The organism is Bradyrhizobium sp., assembly GCF_035484855.1.
Taxonomy (GTDB): Bacteria; Pseudomonadota; Alphaproteobacteria; order Rhizobiales; family Xanthobacteraceae; genus Bradyrhizobium.
The window spans coordinates 54,177-73,642 of the sequence record NZ_DATHOP010000095.1 but is presented as its reverse complement, the minus strand read 5'-3'; the positions used below and the strand labels follow the sequence as shown (position 1 = coordinate 73,642).

Sequence of the window (19,466 nt, the reverse complement as noted above, 5' to 3'; positions counted from 1 at the left end):
TGGACCTTAACGCGCATCACCGAGACTGTTGCGCGGAGCAGGATCATGCAGCGCTTGCGGTTGAAGGCGGACGGACGGATCGTCGAATTGCGGGACGGGCAGGAATTTCCGCTCGCGCCTGACATGATAGCGGCCGCGCCTGCGGAAGCCGAAAACCCCCCGGCGGTGCGCGACCTGCGCCGGCGCGCGCGCCTGACGCAGCAGCAATTCGCCGCACGGCTGGGCGTGCCGGTCGAAACCATCCGGAACTGGGAACAAGGCAAGCGCATGCCGCGCGGACCGGCCCGCGCGCTGCTTGCCGTGATCGCCCATGCTCCGGAAACGGTGTTCGCGGCGCTCGCGAGAGCCTGATCCGACGTCCGAACCTCCGGCAGCTCTCGGTTGGCAGCGCCGCGCCGGCGGGACATAATGGCGCTCGATTAATCCCGAGTACCCGTCCATGCTTTTCGTCGAGGCCAACGGCGCCAGAATCCCAGCGATCGGGCTCGGCACCTGGGAGCTGCGGGGGCGCACCTGCGCGCGGCTGGTCGAGCAGGCCATGCGGCTCGGCTATCGCCACATCGACACCGCGCAGGTCTATGAGAACGAACGCGAGGTCGGCGAGGGCCTGCGCGCCTCGCGGATCAGGCGCGACGACGTGTTCGTCACCACCAAGGTCTGGACCAACCATTTCGCGCCGCACGATCTCGAGCGATCCACCAAGGAGAGCCTGACCAAGCTGCGGCTGACCGAAGTCGATCTGTTGCTGCTGCACTGGCCCAATCCGCAGGTGCCGCTGGAGGAGACGCTGGGCGCGCTGGCGCATGTCAAGAAGCTCGGCATGGCCAGGCACATCGGCGTTTCGAACTTCACGGTGGCGCTGATCGACGAGGCGGTCGCGGCCTGCCCGGAACCGCTGGTGTGCGATCAGGTCGAATATCACCCTTATCTGGACCAGACCAAGGTGAGGGAAGCCTGCGCGCGCCACGGCATGGCGCTGGTGGCTTATAGCCCGGTGGCGAGGGGCCGGATCAAGAACGACGCGACCTTGGCGCGAATCGGGCGGGTCCACGGCAAGACGACGGCGCAGATTTGCCTGCGCTGGCTGGTGCAGCAGAATGTTTCGGCGATCCCGCGGACCTCGCGGATCGAACGGCTGTCGGAAAACATCGATATCTTCGATTTCGCGCTGTCGGAGGAGGAGATGGCCGAGATATTCCGGATGGGCAGCGCCAAGGCCCGGCTCACCGATTTCGGTTTCGCGCCGAAATGGGATTGAGGCTCGCGCGCGGGCCGCTATGCTGGAGGCGGGATCGATCTCGTGATCGGGTACGATGAAACCATGGCGGGTCATACTCAGCGGCATGACGGCATCGGCGGTTGCCCATCTGTCGGTGTTGATGCTGGTGCTGTTCTTCTCGGAGGTGCATCCGTTCGGGTCGGTCACGGCCGAGCCGATCGCGGTCGATATCGTAACGCCGGCCGAAGCCCCGCCGCCCGCAAAGCAGGAAGAGCCGAAGCCCACACCGAAGCCGAAGCTCCCCGACAGCTTCGACTTCACAACTACACCGGTGACCTCTAATTCACCGCCGCCGGCTGCTCAACCGCCCGCCGCCCAACCAGCGGCGGCGCAGCCGCAAAAGCTACCGCAGCCAAAGCAAAAGCAGGCGGCACTGTCGACCCCGCAGCCGCCTCCACAACCAGCTCCACAACCGCCGACGCAACCGGTCAACGCCCCGCAGCCGCCGGAGACCCCGCCAGCGCCCGCCAACGCACCTCCGGCGCCTGAACCTTCCAACAAATATCCGGGGATGGTTGGTTGGCCGACGGATATGTTCGTCAAAGAGGCGCGGGAAAAAGCCGGCGATCCCGGCGACGCCGAAACCTTGGCGAAAGCCGAAATCGCATCGAGTGTCGTCGGCGAGTTTCGCCAACATGTCAGGACGTGTTCGAAGCTGCCGGGATCGGTCGCGCCGTTCGACGGGGTGAAGGTCAGGGTGCGGGTGTTCTTGACGCCTGACGGCAAGCTCGCAAGAGCACCGGTCGCGATGGAAGGCCCGGCATCGTTGAAGGGGATCGACCTCACGCAAAGTGCGATCGACGCGCTGCAGGCCTGCCAGCCCTATCCGATGTTGCCGGCGGATCGGTACAGCGAATGGAAGGTGATGGACCTGACATTCACGCCGCAGGATTTTGCGGCCGGCTCCTAACTCAGTCGCGGCGCCGGCCGGAATGACCAACCGAGAGGATTTCCCGCGATGACCTTGAAGCTCGTGATCGGCAACAAGAACTATTCGTCATGGTCGATGCTGCCGTGGCTGGCGTTGCGCGCCAACGACATTGCCTTCGAGGAAATCTTCATCCCGCTCTACACCGGCGCTGCCGACAAGCAGCGGATCCTGAATTTCAGCGATGCGGGCAAGGTGCCGGCGCTGATCGACGGCGACATCACGGTCTGGGATTCGCTTTCCATCATCGAATATGCAGCCGAACGCTTTCCGGAGGCGCGGCTGTGGCCCGCGGAGCGTGCAGCGCGGGCGCATGCGCGTTCGATTTCGGCGGAGGTGCATTCGGGTTTCATGGCGCTGCGCAACGAATGCGGCATGAACCTGCACCGGCCGATCGGGGCGATCGCGCTGTCGGACGAGGCGCGCGCCAACGTCGCGCGCATCCAGCGCATCTGGACCGGGTGTCGCGCGATGTACGGAAAATCCGGACCGTTCCTGTTCGGCGCCTTCGGCGCTGCAGATGCGATGTTTGCACCGGTGGTGCATCGCTTCCGCACCTATGCGATATCGGTCGCGCCGGAAGTACAAGCCTACATGGATACGATGATGGCGCTGCCGGCCTTTGCCGAATGGACCAAAGCGGGCCTTGCAGAAACCATCGTGATTGACAGATTTGAGACGGCGTGAAGCTCGATTGCCGAACGCCGGCCGCAATCGCGGCTTGACGGGACCTTGCGAAAGCGGTCTGAATCTCCGCGGACCGGCAGGGCGCATTCAGGAGAAAGGATTTGGCCATGGGATTTCTCGATTCACTGGAAAATTCACCGGCGCTCAAGGGCGTGCTCGGCCAACTCGGCGCAGCCGTGCTTCCGGTCGTGCTCGGGGAAGTGATGGGCACCGGCAGCACCGGCGGCCTCAACGCGATCGTCGCCAAGATGCAGCAGGCGGGTCTCGGCGCCCAGGTCAATTCCTGGATCGGAACCGGTCAGAACCTTCCGATCACGGCGGACCAGGTGCGGCAGGTGCTGGGTAACGACACCGTCCGGCAGCTCGCCGCCAAATACAACATTCCGGTCGATCAGATCTCGGAATTGCTGGCGCACCAGCTTCCGCTCGCCGTGGATCATGCCAGTCCGGACGGCAAGCTTCCCCCTAAGGCGTGAGGCGCCGGGATCGCCGGTTCCGGATTCGGCAAAGCGTGCGTTTTCCGGAGCCCCCAAATTCCCTATCGCTCTGAAAAATCTGCAAAATTCGCGTACTTGCTATGCCCCGATGTAACTGGCCAACGGGCCCGGCGCCATGCTATATAGTTGCCGGGATTTCCCAGTTGGCCGAAGCAAGCGGGACCGTAAGGCGCGGCCGACGTTTTTGCGTGATGGAGAGGGCGTTGAAGCACAAATACAACGTTGGAGAGACCGTCTATTTTACTGCCAGCAATGTCGCCAGACCGGCCGCCAGCGGCACCTATGAGGTGATCCGGCTGCTGCCGACCGATGGCGACGACTGCCAGTATCGGATCAAGAACTCCACCGAAGCTTTCGAGCGGGTGGCCAAGGAAAGCCAGCTCGACATTTCCTGACGGGACCGGTCCTGACGGATCGGGGAGGTGGGTTCCGCGTGGCCCGCCGTCAAAAGGCCCCGTTCTCCGAACCAGTCTGTGCAAGCTGACCGCAAAAGAATCGGCATTCACTTTCGCTGGATGCGTTCTATGCTGCGGTAGGGGATATCGCGCATGAACTGGGCTTGGGCATCTTCGCTCGACCAAATCTGGCGTTCGCCGGCGTTTCCGATGTGGCTGACGCTGGCGGCTGCCGGATTCTTTGGAATCATCGTGCTGATCACACTGTTGCGCGCCGAGAAATCGGTTGCCAATGGCGCGCTGACGGTGATCACGCTGCTCGCGGTCGGCATCGCGGTTGCCGCGACCATCCGCGGCTTCGGTCCCTCCGGCCGGGCCGCATCCGGGGAGATGAGCCGGTCATCGCAGCCGACGACGGCATCGCTGCCGGCGTTGTCCTGCATCGACGACCTGGCCGGCGATATCGTGCTGGCGGCGTGCGAGAAGGCATTGTTCGGCTCCGCTGAGAATGCGGCTGCGGCCGTCTCCTATGCAGCCTCCGAGCTGACGCGGCTGGTGGCGTTCGGCGACGTCGCGACCGCCAACGGCAACATGACACCCGAGCTGCAAACCCTTCGCCATGCCGTCGAACGCGACCGATATGGGCTGATGTCGCAGGTGCTGATCGCGCGCGACCATTGTAGTCCGCTGGACTGCCCGGCGTTCCGCTCGCTCACGGACAACCACCAGATCCTGGTCGATATGGACGAGCGAACCTATGAGGGCCTGATCGCGCGCTACGCGCCGTCATGGAACGCCCCGCCGCCACCGCCGCCCGGGCCGGTTGCGACACTGGCGCCAACCATGCCGACGGGCAGACCCACCAATGCCGATTTTCCCTCGGCCGCCTCGACCCCGCCCGTCAGCATCATGACGCCGGAGCCGGGTACCACGCCTGCGCCCGCGCCGCGTTCGGTCGCGTCGACACCGGCCAATGCGCCATTGCCTTCGCCGCGGCCGGCGACAGGGTCGGCGCCGGCTGCGGGCAAGAAGCAGGCCGCGGCGCCGAAATCCGCGCATACGCCTGCGCCGGTTCCGCTTGCACCTGCCGCGGGAGCGCCGGCGCCCGCGGCGTCGAATGATTGATGGTGTTCGGCTGTCATCGAAAGTTCGGTTCTGGCACGATCCCTGGGGAAAACCGGTTTCCACACCAGCGGATCATGCTCTAACGTCGCGCCATGACGCTGCATCTCATCAAGCTTGCCGTAGGCTGCGATTCCGTGAAAGACCTCAAGGGCTGGGTCGCCAAGCGGATGCAGACCGCGAAGAAAAAAGGCCTGCCGCAGCATCATGTTCACGTCACGCGGATGGTGCCCAAGCGCGTCGATGAGCTGCTGGACGGTGGCTCGCTGTACTGGGTGATCCGCGGAGAGATCGCCGCGCGCGAAAAAATCATCGCGATCGAGCCGTTCCGGGATCGAGATGGTATCGGCCGATGCCGGCTGGTGATGCAGCCCAAGGTCATTTCAGTGCTGGCCCGCCCGATGCGCCCGTTCCAGGGCTGGCGCTATTTCACCGAAGATGCCGTGCCGCCGGATCTGAAATCCGCCGGCGCCGGCGTTGCCGCGATGCCGGAGCCGCTGCGCCGCGAATTGCGCGAGTTGGGGCTGCTCTAGACTCGAAGACGCTGTTAACCGGTTACAGCGCCGACGAGGTGACGATCCGCAGCCGGGTCCAATCCGATGGCGGGATTTCGGTGGCGCGCCCGGTTTCCGAATTCCTGTCGATGATATCGATCAACTCCGGGTCGACACCCATCTCCCGCAAATAGAGGCGGAACTGCTGACCGAACAACTCGGTAAGGCCGGCGCGCCGCTCGTCGGAGACGTTGGGCGCCAGGCGATTACGAATCGTCATGCCGCTCAGGATCATCCTGGTGCCGGCGGGCAGGCTGCGATGGACGCCTCCGGCCAGCATCAGCACGCAGGCGGTGTCGCAGCGCGCGTCCTTGAAGTCCATTTTTGCGTCGAGCAATCCGCCCTGACGCTTGGCCGCGAAACATTCGGCCTCGGGTTTTTCATTGCAGGCTTCGACTTCGGTCGACCCGACCGTCGCGTCGATGCCACGGTCGCGCAGGATTCGGCCCATGCTGGCCGAGACATTGAAATTGGATTGGCCCCAGACGTGGATGACGACGGGTGGCTTGCGCCCGGCCTGGCGATCCAAGATCGCGAGCAGCCGCTTGTAGGTATCCCACTGCACGGTGCCTTCGGCCGCAATCCATTCGGAGCAGCCGGGCCCGCAGGCGCCGGCGGCGCCGTGGGCGACATAGAAAATCATGGCGCCGGGCGGCGAGGCGATACCGCCGACCGGCGGTGGCGTTTGCGCGCCGGCAAAACCTGCCGCGACCAGCGATGTCAGCACGCCGAAAATCGCCGCACGTAGCGGTAATCTGCCCATGGCCCGGTTCCCCAGCGCGATCATTGCGCGGCGATTTTTCATGGCGGCGGGCGGTAGTGCAAGCGAAGAATTCTGCGCCGGCGGCTCACACCGCGATGTTGTCGATCAGGCGGGTGGTTCCGATTTTCGCCGCGACCAGGATCCGAATCGGTCCGTCTTCGACCGAGGCAACCGGCGCCAGCGTCTCGGCGTGCCGGACTTCGAAATAATCCAGCGCGAAGCCGGCGCCCGCGATCAGTTCCGCGCCGCCGGCGATGGCGGCCGCGACGTCGTCGCCCGCGCGAAGCCGGCCGGCCGCCTGCTTCATCGCCCGATACAGCACGGGCGCGGCGCGGCGCTCTTCGGGCGCCAGATAGACATTGCGCGAGGACATCGCCAAACCGTCGCGTTCGCGCACGGTGCGCGAGCCGATCACCTTGACGCCGAGGTCGAGATCGCCGGCCATCCGCGTCACCACCCGCAATTGCTGAAAATCCTTTTCGCCGAAGATCGCAAAATCCGGCCGCACTTGCGTAAACAGCTTGCCGACCACGGTGGCGACGCCGCCGAAGAAATGCGGGCGGAAGCGATCCTCCAGCCCCGCGACCGCCGGTCCCTTCGGCAGGATGCGGGTGGCAAAGCCGGCCGGGTACATCGTCCGCACGTCGGGATTCCAGATCAGGTCGACATTTTCGGCGGCGAGCTTGGCGACATCGGCCTTCCAGGTGCGCGGGTAGGAACCGAAATCCTCCGATGGCGCAAACTGAGTCGGATTGACGAAGATCGAGACCACGACCTTGGCGGCGCGGCGACGGGCCAGCCGCACCAGCGACACATGGCCGTCATGGAGCGCTCCCATGGTCGGCACCAGGGCGGTCGTTGCCTTTCTTGCGCGAAGCGAATCGAGGGCGCGGCGCAACGCGGGGATCGTGCGGACGATCATGGGACTTCGCATCGGGAGCAGATCTCTTGGGGTGAGTCGGGGGTTGAGGAGGCCGCCAGCCCCGACATGGCGAGGACGCCGACCTTATCAAGTCCGACGCGTGGCCGCCAATCGCCCCGCAGACAATCGGCTGGCGCGCAAAAAAACGGCAGCGCTGCCGCGACGTGTATCCGATTCATGATTAAGGCAGGCGGACTTCGATTTGGCGAGGTCACCAGCGCATTTCACTTGACCGCGGTCGCGCGGAATTTGAAGATATCTTGAGGGGTCGAACATGTTGGTTCAGGCTAGTCAGGGGCAATCCGGCTCGGCTCACGTCGTCGTGCTGGGCAATGAGAAGGGCGGTTCGGGTAAATCCACCACCGCTTTGCACATCGCGGTCGCCTTGATGAAGGCAGGTCAGCGCGTCGCCACCATCGATCTCGATTGCCGGCAGCAAAGTTTCACCCGTTACATCAGCAACCGCCGAGCCTGGGCGCGCCGCACCTCGCTCGGGCTCGAAATTCCCGTGCATTGCTGCATCAAGCTCGGCGAGACCATGCAGATCGCCGACAATGAGACCTCCGAGTTCCAGCAATTCATGGACGCGGTCAGCGCGGTGGAGCGGACCTTCGATTTCATCGTGATCGATACCCCGGGCACCGACAGTTATCTGATGCGACTGGCGCATTCGATGGCCGACACCCTGGTGACGCCGATCAACGACAGCTTCCTCGATTTCGACGTGCTGGGCACGGTCGATCCCGAAACCTATTCGGTGACCGGCGAGAGCCACTATGCGGAAATGGTGCGCGATACGCGGCGCAAGCGCCGCCAGCTCGACGGCGCCACCACCGACTGGATCGTGGTCCGCAACCGGCTGTCGATGCTGGGATCGCGCAACAAGCAGCTGGTCGCCGACAGCCTCAACGACCTGTCGTTCCGGCTCGGCTTCCGCTCGATCGACGGGTTCGCCGAGCGCGTGGTCTATCGCGAATTTTTCCCGCGCGGCCTGACCGCGCTCGACGACCTCGACGAGACCACGCTCGGCACCCGACCGAGCCTCGGCCATGTCACGGCGCGGGAAGAGGTCACAAGCCTGCTGCGGCAGCTGAAATTGCCGCTCGACGAACGCGGCCGCCGGCGCGCCGCCAATCGGGTCGAATGGTTCAGCCAGGTCGACAAGCCGCTCGAAGTCCACGACATCATCGGCGCCTAGGCGGTAAGTCGTTACTGCCAATTGACCGCCTATGGCTGGTATCGGGCGGATGTCTGAGCGATTTTACGCCGCCTTTACCGAAGATTTGAACCTGACGTTGATCGGTGGCGTCCGACAGTCATCAGTAAGCGCGGAACCTCGGATTGTGCAGTTGCACAATAAGAGGGTGCACCGCACAACGATCAGGCGGTCAATTCACAACATTTAGCCTTCACGTCACGTCACTGTGACATATATTAATCCGGTAGGGCGCTGCAGAGTCTCCGGCAAGGAGCTGCTATCCCACGCGATCGGCGGGCCGAGGAAAACATGAAACGTGGAATTGCCGTTCTGCTTTCGCTGACCGTGCTGGCTACGCTCGGCTACTTCACCGTGAGCAAGTGGGCGATCCGGCATGAGACGCTGACATTCCACGATGCGACCCGCGACAATCGCACGGTCGCGGTCGACATTGCCGTGCGGCGCGACAAGGAGCTGCAGGCCAATGCCGGCATGATCACGCTGCCGGTCGCGGTGCTCAATCACGGCCACACCGTCAAATTCACCGAATACTCTTTCCTGGCCAACCTGTTTGCCGCGCGGGGCTACATGGCGATCAGCATCCAGCATGATCTGCCGACCGATCCGCCGATGGTGACGAAAATCGGCGAACTCTATGTCGGCCGCCAGCCGCAATATCTGCGCGGCGTCGCCAATATCCTGTTTGCCGTCGAGGAAATGCAGAAGGTACAACCGAATGCGGATTACGAACACCTCACCGTGGTTGGACATTCCGCCGGCGCCGACATCTCGATGTATTTCGCCAAGCTGCATCCCGAGCTGGTCAAGAAGGTCGTGACGCTGGATAATCTGCGCGTGCCGTTCATCACCGATGGCAGATTCAAGATTCTTTCGTTCCGTTCCAAGGATCCCGTCTTCAAGACCGATCCCGGCGTCATTCCTTCCGAGGAGGTCTGCGAGAAGGCCGGCATCACGGTGGTGCGTACCGGCTTCCAGCACAACGACATGCGCGACACCGGTCCTGACGCGGCCAAGGAATCCATCGAGAACATGCTCGACCAGTTCATCGCCGATGACAGCCCGCTCAAGGGGGGCGAGAACAAGACGCCACAGCCGCTGATGACCGATGCCGGGCCGGTCGCGCCTTTCGTCCCGGTCAAGCCGTCGGCCGCGCCTGCCGCGCCGCTCCAGAATTGATGGCTGTCGGCTATTGATCGGCGCCCGAACCATCGCTGCCGCTTATCAAGGGGCCGGTGCGCATTGACCGCTCCCGGATCGGGGCCCACATAGGGCTTGCTGCCATTTGCGAGCACCGATGTCCGGCGAACCGATCAAACCCAATTCCGCGACGGAAGTGACTTCGTCGAAGACCGGCTCGTTGCCGGATGCGCAACCGTCCGCTTCGGAAGAGATTGCCGCCTTCGTCGCCAAGGCGCGAGCGATGTCGCCGCATGCGGCAGGCGCCAGGGGGCGGCTGCTGTTTGCGCTCGACGCCACCATGAGCCGGCAGCCGACCTGGGACATGGCGTGCACGCTGCAGGCCGACATGTTTCGCGAAGCGGCGGCGCTCGGCAGCCTCGATATCCGCCTCGTCTATTATCGCGGCAACAATGAATGCCGTAGCACTGGGTGGATTTCCGACAGCGCCAAACTGGCGAAGCTGATGAGCAAGATCGATTGCCGTGGCGGCAACACCCAGATCGGCAAGGTCTTGGCGGAAGCGCGCCGCGAGGCGGCAGCCTCCGCCATACGCGCGGTGGTCTTCGTCGGCGATGCCATGGAAGAAAGGGTCGACGAACTCTGCTCCAAGGCCGGTGAACTTGGGCTCCTCAAGGTGCCGGTGTTCATGTTCCAGGAGGGACATGATGCAGGTGCCGAGCAGGCGTTCCGCGAGATCGCGCGCTTGACCGGCGGCGCCTGGTGCAGGTTCGATCCCGGTGCTGCCGCGCAACTGCGCGAATTGCTGCGGGCCGCGGCCGCCTATGCCGCCGGCGGACGCGAAGCGCTGCTCCGGTTGTCGAAGACCGCAAGCGGCGCTGCCAAATTGATCGGCCAGATGAAGTGAATGCGTGAAGTGATCGCGATCGCTGCCGCGCGAGCGGCGGCGGCAAACGCGACGACATCGGCTCAGCCGGCGGTAGCGGCTTTGGCGACCGCTTCGAGGGCTGCGGTCATCGCGCCAACCGGCGCTTCCGCACCGCTCAGCCCGTGCCGCTCGGCGAGCCAGGCTGGATCGTTGTAGGACAGCCAAGTGGCGCCGGCGGTGTCCTGCCAGACCAAAGCCTTCAGCGGCAGGTCGATGCCCAGCGTCTGGACCGACTGCATCAGCGGCGTGCCGCCCCTGGCATTGCCGAAGATCACGACCTCGGTCGGCCGCAGCGACAGTCCGACGACCGCGGCGCCCGCGGCATGATCGATCCGGGCAAATACCGTCATGCCCTTGGCCTTGATCGCCGTCTCGAGCCTGTCGATGGTGTCCTGCGGCCCGAAATTGCTTCGTACCGTCGTCAATCCCTGCACCGCCATCGCTTGCTCCATGGCTATCCGGCTGCGGTCCGATCGCAGCTTAGTAATTGCACGCCGAATTCGCCAACGCGCTTTTGGCGATCGAAGGTCGGCCGGGCAGGCCGCGACCGCCATGCTTTTTGCCACTGAAGTGGCTATATTGGATACATGCCTGTCCTGATCGCCGGTGTCGTCGCCGTTGTGGTGCTCTATTCGCTGCTGCAGATGTTTCGCGCGGCCGATCCGGTCGCGCTTGCACGCCTGGTCAAGATCGGCGGCGGCCTGCTGTTGCTCGGGCTCGCCGCCCTTACGGGCATCAGGGGCGAGCTTGTCGTAGCGATCCCGACCGCCATCGCCGGGGCAACCCTGCTGGGATGGTCTCCGGTCAGTGGATCCTGGTTTGCCGATCTCCGCGAAAGGCTAGACGAATTCAGCGCGCGGCCGCGAGGACCGACCTCGCGGGTCCGTTCGCGATTTCTCGACATGACGCTCTATCACAACACCGGCGATTTGACGGGACGCGTCGTGGCCGGACCCTATGCCCGCCAGTCCCTCGGCAAGATGGACCTGGTGCAGCTGACGGCGATGATTCCCACCTTCGACGCGGAGAGCGTGTCGTTACTTGAAAGCTATCTGGACCGCCGGTTTCCCGCCTGGCGTGAGCACGCGCAGGGAAACGCGGCAGGGGGGCAGAGCCGCCCGCCGACGGGCGGCAAAATGACGGACGAGGAGGCCTATCAGATCCTTGGCCTGCAGCCGGGGGCGGGGCGCGACGAAATCAGCCGGGCGCACCGCGCGCTGATGAAGAAACTCCATCCCGACCAGGGGGGGTCGACGTATCTCGCCGCCCGTGTAAACGAGGCCAAGGATACTCTGCTTCGCACGCATCACAGCTGACTCCGGACAACGCCACGCCACCAACCGAAGATTGCTTCCGTTCCTGCTCCGGCTGACGCCCCGTTGCCGCCCGCCGTTGTCCGGCGTGGTCGATCGTTCGTGTCTTTAAGTTGTAACCGCTAAATCTTGACGAGAAGTTTGCAGCACTGAGGTCGCCGCGTGATCCCGCAGGCGCGCAACCGTCGCCGGCGGCCGGCGCCGACATCTTCGGGATTTCTACGGGCTTGGTCAGTTCCTGACGGTGATGCAGGAAATGTCGGAGTGCTTCAGCGTCCGGCATACCGCCTCGGCGGAATCGCGGTCGAGACCCGCGAAACGGGCCCGGAACAGCTTGCGGTCGCCTTTGGCGACCACCGGCTCGGTAAACGGATCGGCCTTGGCCAAGAGGCCATGGGCCTGGCTGCGCGCCGCATCGATGCGTTGTAGCGCTTCGCCTTCGCTTTCCAATGCCCCGACCTGGACGATCCATCCGCTATGGACGGTGGCAGGCTTGGCGGTGTTGACGGGTGCAGCCGGCTGCGGCTGGGGGCGGGGAGCCGGATCGGCATAGGCCATGGCCTGCGAGGAGGAGGCGGGCAGGCTCGAGGCCGGAAGGGCGCCGAGCACGCCATTGCCGGTGCCGTGATTGGCCGGTTGCGGCACCATGTCGGGCCTGATGTCGGGTCTGGCAACCTCGACCTTCTCGGCTTCAGCCTTGGCAACGATCGCGCTCGATGTCTCCGGCATTTCCGGGCGCGCTGGGATTGCGCTGGTCGTGGGGGTGGCGGGTTGGGCCGGATCGGCCGAGGCAACCTTGACCGGTCCGGCCTTGACGTGGACTGTCCTGACCCTGACGGGCTTCATCGGTTCGGACGAGCCGGGAATGGCGGCGAGAGATTGCGACTGGATCACCCCGTTGGTCAAAGGGGCCGGCTCGGTCCGGGGCATGGAAGCGGTCGCGGCGGCGAAGATCGATCGGGTAAGCGGTGCACGCGCGGGCGCAGCGGCCGGCTCGGGTGCTGCGGCCGCGATTTGGACCGGAGGCTGAACCACAGTCGGGGGCTGCACCGCCGGCGCGGACTCAGTCTGCGCCACATCGGCATTGGCATCCGACGAGCCATGTTCGGTGATCGCCGCGACGGTGCGCCTGGTGGCGGCCTTGTCGAGATTTTCGGCGAGCAGATTGCGCATGATGGCGTCGCGCGACCCGCCGCTGTGGCCTCCCATCACGACGCCGACCAGGAAGCGGTTGCCGCGATGCATCGAGGTCACGAGATTGAAGCCGGAGGCGCGGGTGTAGCCGGTCTTGATGCCGTCGACACCCTCGACGCTGCCGATCAGGTGATTGTGGTTGCGGATGGTCTGGCCGTGATAGTTGAACGCGGCCGTCGAGAAGTAGCGATAATAGCTTGGGAAACGATCCTGGATGGCGCGGCCGAGCGTCGATTGATCGCGCGCGGTGGTGACCTGTTCGTCGTCGGGTAGCCCCGAAGCATTGCGATAGGTGGTCCGGCTCATGCCGAGCGCATGCGCTTTGCGGGTCATCAGCTTGGCGAAATCGTCCTCGCTGCCGCCGATCGCCTCCGCGATCACCACTGCGGCGTCATTGGCCGAGCGGGTCACCAGTCCCTTGATGGCGTCTTCGACGCGGATGGTCTGGCCCGGGCGCAGCCCGAGCTTGGTCGGAGCCTGTTCGGAAGCGTGTTCGGAAACGTCCATTTCGGTGTCGAGCTTCATCTTGCCGGCGTCGAGACGTTCGAACAGCAGATAAAGCGTCATGATCTTGGTGAGCGAAGCCGGATGGCGGCTGGCGTCTGGACTATTAGCGGTAAGGGTGGCGCCGGAATTGCCGTCGACGATGATAGAGGAGAAGGCGGGGCTAGAGCTGTCGCTCGCTTCGTGGCGGCTCACATGCGCATAGTGACGATAGTGCCGGTATTGACGCGCCTCGGCGTTATCGCTGGTGAAAATGACGGCGGTTGTGACCGTGACCAGCCCAAAGACGCAAACCCGCACACGATGCGAGCAAGCCAAGGTTTTACCAAGCATGAACTTCCCCGTCCCGATTTCTGTCTTGATCACCGGTTCGTGAGGCTAAATTATGCCCAACGGCCGGTGACGTTTCCCTGCTCGAACCATGCGATCCAAAGCGGCCGTTTGCCGCTGTCTCGCGGTTCAAGCCGCCTTTCTAGCTAAGAGACTGTACAAAAAAGCTTTTTCGGCGGACGGCCCGGCTTCGGACGCGCCCGGGAATCAGGTTAGGTGGCCGGAGTTTCCAAAAGATTAACGAACCCTTGCATAGTCCCCCGGTATTTGCGGCTTTTGGGCTTTATTTTGTGCGTCGCACAAAAAATCTTGACGTCAATTGTGCAATGCACTATATCTAGGCACGGTTCAGGGAGCCGGGGACCTCCCGGCATCATCTAGCTCAGCAGTCTGGGAAGGACTCCTCAATGATCAAGGTTGAAGACATTCAGAATTACGGAAAAGAGCACCTCGACACCGTCGTTGCATCCGCGACCACGGTTCAGCACGGCCTGCAGGCCATCGCCAGCGCCTATGGCGACTACACCAAGAAGTCGTTTGAAGACACCAAGTCGTTCGTCGAGAAGCTGTCGGGCGTGAAGTCGCTGGACAAGGCGCTCGAAGTGCAGACCGAGTTCGCGAAATCCTCCTACGAGACCTTCGTTGCCGAATCGCAGAAGATCGCGGGCCTCTACACCGATCTCGCCAAGCAGACCTTCAAGCCGCTCGAAGGCATGGTCGCGAAGTTCACCCCGGCCGCCGCCGCCTGAACGCCACACTGTTTTTTGTTCTTGCAATTCAAAAGCCCGGCCGGATGGCCGGGCTTTTTTGTCGAATGGCGTCGTGGTCGCTCCCCCCGCGCAAGCGCCGACGGCGCTCGGTCGATTGCGGACCCACCCGGCGGCAATAGTGGCTTTGCGAATCGTCAATGCCGGCCCGAGCCCACGCGCTCTTGTTTTGTCAAAGTCCGCGGGATTGATTAATGTTGCCGGGATTGCCGATCCGGGAATCGGGGCCGTCGCCGGCCGCGCAGTCCGTAAATCTGCGTGCTTGCGGCGCGCCGTGGCCAGACCCATATTGCTGTTTGACCAGCGCATGGTCGGGCCGGCTGCGGAGCGGCGATCTGGAATGTACGCCTGGAAACTCGTTATGATGCCCTCCAGCGGGAGCGCATTACCAGGTTACTTTCCGGTTTCCTGAGGGGATTTCGAACGCCTGTGCCATGTTGCAATTAACTTCCAGATCTCGCTCTTCCGCACCTGCCGCCGCATCTGCCCCCCGAATGGGCAATGATGAGAACCGCAGCGGGGGTACCAGCGGTCCGGCCACATCCGTGATCGCCAAGGTCAAGCCCAAGACCAAACGCCCCAATCTCTATCGCGTGCTGATCCTCAACGACGATTATACGCCGATGGAATTCGTCGTTCATGTGCTGGAGAAATTCTTCCAGAAGGACGTCGAGGCCGCGACCAAGATCATGCTCCACGTCCATCACCATGGAATAGGCGAATGCGGTATATTCACCTATGAAATCGCCGAGACCAAGGTCACGCAGGTGATGGATTTCGCGCGCAAGCACCAGCATCCCCTGCAATGCGTGATGGAAAAAAAGTAGCGTCGCGCAAATTGCCCCGAAAATGGGAACGGGTTTTGCATTAAAAGCCTTGGTACTGGAGACTTTAGCCCTTGCACCGGCGACATGGATGGCGGCGGACCAGTCTGGCCTACGCCATTCACGGGGCGCGCTGGGGCGGGTTTTCGGATGTATGCTTGCGGTGGTGTTGAAAACGAGTCGCGGGAACCGCTCTTTTGCCGCGAACTTGTGTAACTATATGACAAAGGTTGTTGTTGCCTGACCGGGCAACGGCGATCATGATGGCGGGGGCCACAGAGGACGCGAATGCCGACTTTTTCCCAAAGCCTAGAACAATCCCTGCATCGTGCGCTGGCGATTGCAAACGAGCGTCACCACCAATATGCGACGCTTGAACACCTGCTGTTGTCGCTGATCGATGACTCGGATGCGGCCGCCGTCATGCGCGCCTGCAGCGTCGATCTCGACAAGCTGCGCACCAGTCTCGTCAACTATCTCGAGACCGAATTCGAAAACCTCGTCACGGACGGCGCCGACGACGCCAAGCCGACCGCGGGTTTCCAGCGCGTGATCCAGCGCGCGGTGATCCACGTGCAGTCGTCGGGCCGCGAGGAAGTGACCGGCGCCAACGTGCTGATCGCGATCTTCGCCGAGCGCGAGAGCCACGCCGCCTATTTCCTGCAGGAGCAGGACATGACCCGCTATGACGCGGTCAACTATATCAGCCATGGCATCGCCAAGCGGCCAGGCGTGTCCGAAGCGCGGCCCGTGCGCGGCGTCGACGAGGAGACCGAGACCAAGGGCAACGACGATTCCAAGAAGAAGGGCGAGGCGCTGGAGACGTACTGCGTCAACCTCAACAAGAAGGCGCGCGACGGCAAGATCGATCCGGTGATCGGGCGCAACTCCGAGATCAACCGCGCCATTCAGGTGCTGTGCCGCCGCCAGAAGAACAATCCGCTGTTCGTGGGCGAGGCCGGCGTCGGCAAGACCGCGATCGCGGAAGGACTCGCTAAACGCATTGTCGACAGCGAAGTGCCGGAAGTGCTGGCGGCGGCCACCGTGTTCTCACTCGACATGGGCACCTTGCTCGCGGGCACCCGCTATCGCGGCGATTTCGAGGAGCGGCTGAAGCAGGTCCTCAAAGAGCTCGAGGCGCACCCGAACGCGATTTTGTTCATCGACGAGATCCACACGGTGATCGGCGCCGGCGCCACCTCGGGCGGGGCGATGGACGCCTCCAATCTGCTCAAGCCGGCGCTTGCGTCGGGGACCATTCGCTGCATGGGTTCAACGACCTACAAGGAATACCGCCAGCACTTTGAGAAGGACCGCGCGCTGGTGCGCCGGTTCCAGAAGATCGACATCAACGAGCCGACGGTGGAAGACGCGATCGCGATCCTCAAAGGGCTAAAACCCTATTTCGAGGATTATCACCGGCTGAAATACACCAACGAGGCGATCGAGGCCGCGGTGCAGCTGTCGTCGCGCTACATCCACGACCGCAAGCTGCCGGACAAGGCGATCGACGTGATCGACGAATCCGGCGCGGCGCAAATGTTGGTGGCTGAGAACAAGCGCAAGAAGATCATCGGCATCAAGGAGATCGAGACCACGATCGCGACCATGGCGCGGATTCCGCCCAAAAGCGTGTCGAAGGACGATGCCGAGGTGCTGAAACATCTCGAGCAGACCCTCAAACGCGTGGTGTTCGGCCAGGACAAGGCGATCGACGCGCTGTCGGCCTCGATCAAGCTGGCGCGCGCCGGCCTGCGCGAGCCGGAAAAGCCGATCGGCTGCTATTTGTTCTCAGGACCCACCGGCGTCGGCAAGACCGAGGTCGCAAAGCAGCTCGCGGCGTCGCTCGGCGTCGAGCTGATCCGCTTCGACATGTCGGAATATATGGAGCGGCACACGGTGTCGCGCCTGATCGGCGCGCCTCCGGGCTATGTCGGCTTCGACCAGGGCGGCCTTCTGACCGACGGCGTCGACCAGCATCCGCATTGCGTGGTGCTGCTCGACGAAATCGAGAAGGCGCATCCCGATCTCTACAACGTTCTGCTGCAGATCATGGATCACGGCCGGCTGACCGATCACAACGGCAAGCAGGTCAATTTCCGCAACGTGATCCTGATCATGACCACCAATGCCGGCGCCGCCGACATGGCGCGCGCGGCGTTCGGCTTCACCCGCAGCAAGCGGGAAGGCGACGACCATGAGGCGATCAATCGCCAGTTCGCCCCCGAATTCCGCAACCGGCTGGATGCGATCGTCTCGTTCGCCCATCTCAATGCCGACGTGATCGGCATGGTGGTGGAGAAGTTCGTGCTGCAGCTCGAGGCGCAGCTCGCCGACCGCGACGTCACCATCGAACTGTCGGAGCCGGCGAAAGCCTGGCTGATTCAGCACGGCTATGACGAGCAGATGGGGGCGCGGCCGATGGCACGCGTGATCCAGGAGCACATCAAGAAGCCCTTGGCCGACGAGGTCTTGTTCGGCAAGCTCAAGGGCGGCGGACATGTCCGCGTCGTGCTGGTCAAGGACGAGGCGGCGGGCGAGGCGGCCCAGGAAAAAATCGGCTTCGAATATGTCGAGGGCCCGGTGACGCCGAAGCCGGAGAAACTCCCCGGCACGCGCAAGCGCACGATGCCGCGCAGGCCGAAGCCGCCGGGCGGTCCGAGCGGGGGCTCGAAAGGCCCGGCCTCGCGAGGTCCGCTGGTCAAGGTGTGAGCGGTCGATTTGCCAATCTGGAAGCCGGCGCGTCGCGAGACCGCCGGCTTTTTTGCTGCGCGACGCCTGCCGGCGCGATGAACGCGTGAACTGTCACGGCTCCAGATGCTTGGCCGGCGGAAAGTCGCGCGAATAGACAGGGTTGGCGAGGAAGGCCTCCTTGCCGTAGGTCCAGAACTGACTGACGTCGGGATAGGTCTTGAACACCGAATTGACCAGCCGGCCGTCCTTGCGCGTGACCTTGCGCAAATAGACGTTGCCGACGACGTTGCCGAGATCGTCGAATTTGACCGGCCCTCGCACGGTGTCGACATTGGTCGCTCGAAGCGCGGCCATCAGCGCCGGCTTGTCCTCGACATTGCCGTTGACGGCTTTGATGGCCGCTTCCAGCACGGCGCCGTTCACATAGGTGCTCGCCGCATAAAATCCGGGATCGTAGGAAAATTCCTTGCGGAAGGCCGGCGCAAAGACCTGGTTCGGCTTGGCGTCGAGTTCGGCCGAGTACCAGCAGGTGGTGACGATGCCGAGCGCTTCGTCGCCCATGTTGCGCAGCACCGCTTCGTCGAGCGCGGTCATGCCGCCGATCACCTGCATCTTGTCCTTCAGCCCGAATTCGACGAATTGCCGCAAGAAACGAAAGCCATTCGAGCCGGCAAACCCTAAGAAGATCGCGTCCGCCTTTTTCAGCTGCCCGACATAGCTGCCGTAGTCGGGGACCGTCAGCGGCGGAAATAGTCTTTGGATGACCTCGCCGCCATTGTCCTCGAAGGTGCGCTGGAAGCCGGCGACCATTTCCTGGCCATAGGCGATGTCGTCGGCGATCGTGATGATCTTCTTGTATTTGAGCTCCTTGGCGGCGTATTCGCCGAGCGGGTGCGCGCATTGCGACGACGTCGAGGTCGCGCGCACGAACCAGGGGTTCGGATGCCGCTGCGTCATGTCCTCGGCCGCGGCGACCGAGAGCGTCGGCGTTTGGGTCTGGCGAAGATAGTCGTCGATTGCCAGCGCCTCGAAGGCGGCCAATGGGCCGATCAGGCAATGGACGTTGTTCTTTTCCACCATTTCCTGGGCCTTGGTGCGGGCGGTCGCTGGCACCCCGGCGGTATCGGCCGTCATCAGTTCGACCTTGCGGCCCGACAGCATGTTGTCGCGGTCTTTCAGGAACATCACCAGCGCGCGTTCCATGTCGATGCCCCCCGACGCGAGCGGCCCGGTCTTGACCGTCAACAGGCCGATGCGGATCGGGCCCTGGTCGGCGCGCGCGCGGCGAGGGACGATGACGGGCGAGAGACCGAGTCCCGCAACGCCCGTGACAAATCCACGACGTGAAATTCCCATGATGTTTCTCCCTGACGTTTCCCGTTTCGGCCCTCAGCGGCCGATTGTTGTGA

Annotated in this window: 20 protein-coding genes; 15 read left to right on the top strand and 5 right to left on the bottom strand. The window is 63.5% G+C overall.

Translation table 11 applies throughout. The annotated features are described in order from the left end of the window. The first annotated feature begins 45 nt into the window (after positions 1-45). The 8 genes from VK804_RS11055 (at position 46) to VK804_RS11020 (ending at position 5,441) form a co-directional block, all read left to right on the top strand. A complete protein-coding gene (locus VK804_RS11055) occupies positions 46-351 on the top strand; it encodes a helix-turn-helix domain-containing protein (protein WP_325370842.1) in 306 nt (101 codons plus the stop codon). An 88-nt stretch (positions 352-439) separates the two neighbouring features. Beyond that, positions 440-1,258 carry an aldo/keto reductase gene (locus VK804_RS11050; RefSeq protein ID WP_325370841.1) on the top strand — a complete coding sequence of 273 codons (819 nt, stop codon included), beginning with the start codon at positions 440-442 and terminating at the stop codon, positions 1,256-1,258. 55 nt (positions 1,259-1,313) lie between these two features. Further along, positions 1,314-2,189: a hypothetical protein gene (locus VK804_RS11045; RefSeq protein WP_325370840.1), complete on the top strand. Its 876-nt coding sequence runs from the start codon at positions 1,314-1,316 to the stop codon at positions 2,187-2,189. A 48-nt stretch (positions 2,190-2,237) separates the two neighbouring features. Next, positions 2,238-2,894, top strand: a complete 657-nt coding sequence (locus tag VK804_RS11040) for a glutathione S-transferase family protein (RefSeq protein ID WP_325370839.1) — start codon at positions 2,238-2,240, stop codon at positions 2,892-2,894. Positions 2,895-3,001: 107 nt separating this feature from the next. Then, entirely contained in the window at positions 3,002-3,370 is a 369-nt protein-coding gene (locus VK804_RS11035; protein WP_325370838.1) for a YidB family protein, read from the top strand. A 212-nt stretch (positions 3,371-3,582) separates the two neighbouring features. Further along, positions 3,583-3,786 (top strand): hypothetical protein, encoded by a 204-nt coding sequence (locus tag VK804_RS11030; protein WP_325370879.1) that lies wholly within the window; start codon positions 3,583-3,585, stop codon positions 3,784-3,786. Positions 3,787-3,939: 153 nt separating this feature from the next. Beyond that, on the top strand, positions 3,940-4,911 hold the full coding sequence (locus tag VK804_RS11025; RefSeq protein WP_325370837.1) for a hypothetical protein: 972 nt from the start codon (positions 3,940-3,942) through the stop codon (positions 4,909-4,911). 92 nt (positions 4,912-5,003) lie between these two features. After that, on the top strand, positions 5,004-5,441 hold the full coding sequence (locus VK804_RS11020) for a DUF1489 domain-containing protein (RefSeq protein ID WP_325370836.1): 438 nt from the start codon (positions 5,004-5,006) through the stop codon (positions 5,439-5,441). A gap of 22 nt (positions 5,442-5,463) precedes the next feature. Here the strand turns inward: VK804_RS11020 and VK804_RS11015 are convergent, their stop codons facing one another. Continuing rightward, complete coding sequence (locus VK804_RS11015) at positions 5,464-6,225, bottom strand: hypothetical protein (protein ID WP_325370835.1); 762 nt, start codon at positions 6,223-6,225, stop codon at positions 5,464-5,466. Positions 6,226-6,310: 85 nt separating this feature from the next. Then, positions 6,311-7,147: a pantoate--beta-alanine ligase gene (gene panC / locus VK804_RS11010; RefSeq protein ID WP_325370834.1), complete on the bottom strand. Its 837-nt coding sequence runs from the start codon at positions 7,145-7,147 to the stop codon at positions 6,311-6,313. 274 nt (positions 7,148-7,421) lie between these two features. On the opposite strand from panC, the gene VK804_RS11005 reads away from it, so the two are divergent. The 3 genes from VK804_RS11005 (at position 7,422) to VK804_RS10995 (ending at position 10,410) form a co-directional block, all read left to right on the top strand. After that, on the top strand, positions 7,422-8,345 hold the full coding sequence (locus VK804_RS11005; RefSeq protein WP_325370833.1) for a division plane positioning ATPase MipZ: 924 nt from the start codon (positions 7,422-7,424) through the stop codon (positions 8,343-8,345). Between the two features lie 309 nt (positions 8,346-8,654). Further along, positions 8,655-9,542, top strand: a complete 888-nt coding sequence (locus VK804_RS11000; protein ID WP_325370832.1) for an alpha/beta fold hydrolase — start codon at positions 8,655-8,657, stop codon at positions 9,540-9,542. A gap of 118 nt (positions 9,543-9,660) precedes the next feature. Beyond that, the gene (locus VK804_RS10995) at positions 9,661-10,410 is read left to right on the top strand and encodes a VWA domain-containing protein (RefSeq protein WP_325370831.1); all 750 of its coding nucleotides are present in this window, start codon (positions 9,661-9,663) and stop codon (positions 10,408-10,410) included. A 62-nt stretch (positions 10,411-10,472) separates the two neighbouring features. On the opposite strand, the gene VK804_RS10990 is transcribed toward VK804_RS10995, so the two are convergent. Continuing rightward, positions 10,473-10,883: a DUF302 domain-containing protein gene (locus tag VK804_RS10990; protein WP_325370830.1), complete on the bottom strand. Its 411-nt coding sequence runs from the start codon at positions 10,881-10,883 to the stop codon at positions 10,473-10,475. Between the two features lie 135 nt (positions 10,884-11,018). On the opposite strand from VK804_RS10990, the gene VK804_RS10985 reads away from it, so the two are divergent. Further along, on the top strand, positions 11,019-11,747 hold the full coding sequence (locus VK804_RS10985; protein WP_325370829.1) for a DnaJ domain-containing protein: 729 nt from the start codon (positions 11,019-11,021) through the stop codon (positions 11,745-11,747). Positions 11,748-11,975: 228 nt separating this feature from the next. Here VK804_RS10985 and VK804_RS10980 read toward each other — a convergent pair whose 3' ends face one another. Next, complete coding sequence (locus tag VK804_RS10980) at positions 11,976-13,775, bottom strand: serine hydrolase (RefSeq protein ID WP_325370828.1); 1,800 nt, start codon at positions 13,773-13,775, stop codon at positions 11,976-11,978. A 404-nt stretch (positions 13,776-14,179) separates the two neighbouring features. Here VK804_RS10980 and VK804_RS10975 point away from each other — a divergent pair, with 404 nt between their 5' ends. The 3 genes from VK804_RS10975 to clpA all read left to right on the top strand — a co-directional run bounded on the left by VK804_RS10975 (position 14,180) and on the right by clpA (position 18,075). Then, on the top strand, positions 14,180-14,521 hold the full coding sequence (locus VK804_RS10975; RefSeq protein WP_325370827.1) for a phasin family protein: 342 nt from the start codon (positions 14,180-14,182) through the stop codon (positions 14,519-14,521). Positions 14,522-15,033: 512 nt separating this feature from the next. Further along, positions 15,034-15,366 (top strand): ATP-dependent Clp protease adapter ClpS, encoded by a 333-nt coding sequence (clpS, locus tag VK804_RS10970; protein ID WP_325370826.1) that lies wholly within the window; start codon positions 15,034-15,036, stop codon positions 15,364-15,366. 285 nt (positions 15,367-15,651) lie between these two features. Beyond that, positions 15,652-18,075: an ATP-dependent Clp protease ATP-binding subunit ClpA gene (clpA, locus tag VK804_RS10965; RefSeq protein ID WP_325370825.1), complete on the top strand. Its 2,424-nt coding sequence runs from the start codon at positions 15,652-15,654 to the stop codon at positions 18,073-18,075. 93 nt (positions 18,076-18,168) lie between these two features. Here the strand turns inward: clpA and VK804_RS10960 are convergent, their stop codons facing one another. Further along, on the bottom strand, positions 18,169-19,413 hold the full coding sequence (locus VK804_RS10960) for an ABC transporter substrate-binding protein (RefSeq protein ID WP_325370824.1): 1,245 nt from the start codon (positions 19,411-19,413) through the stop codon (positions 18,169-18,171). Between the last annotated feature and the right edge of the window lie 53 nt (positions 19,414-19,466).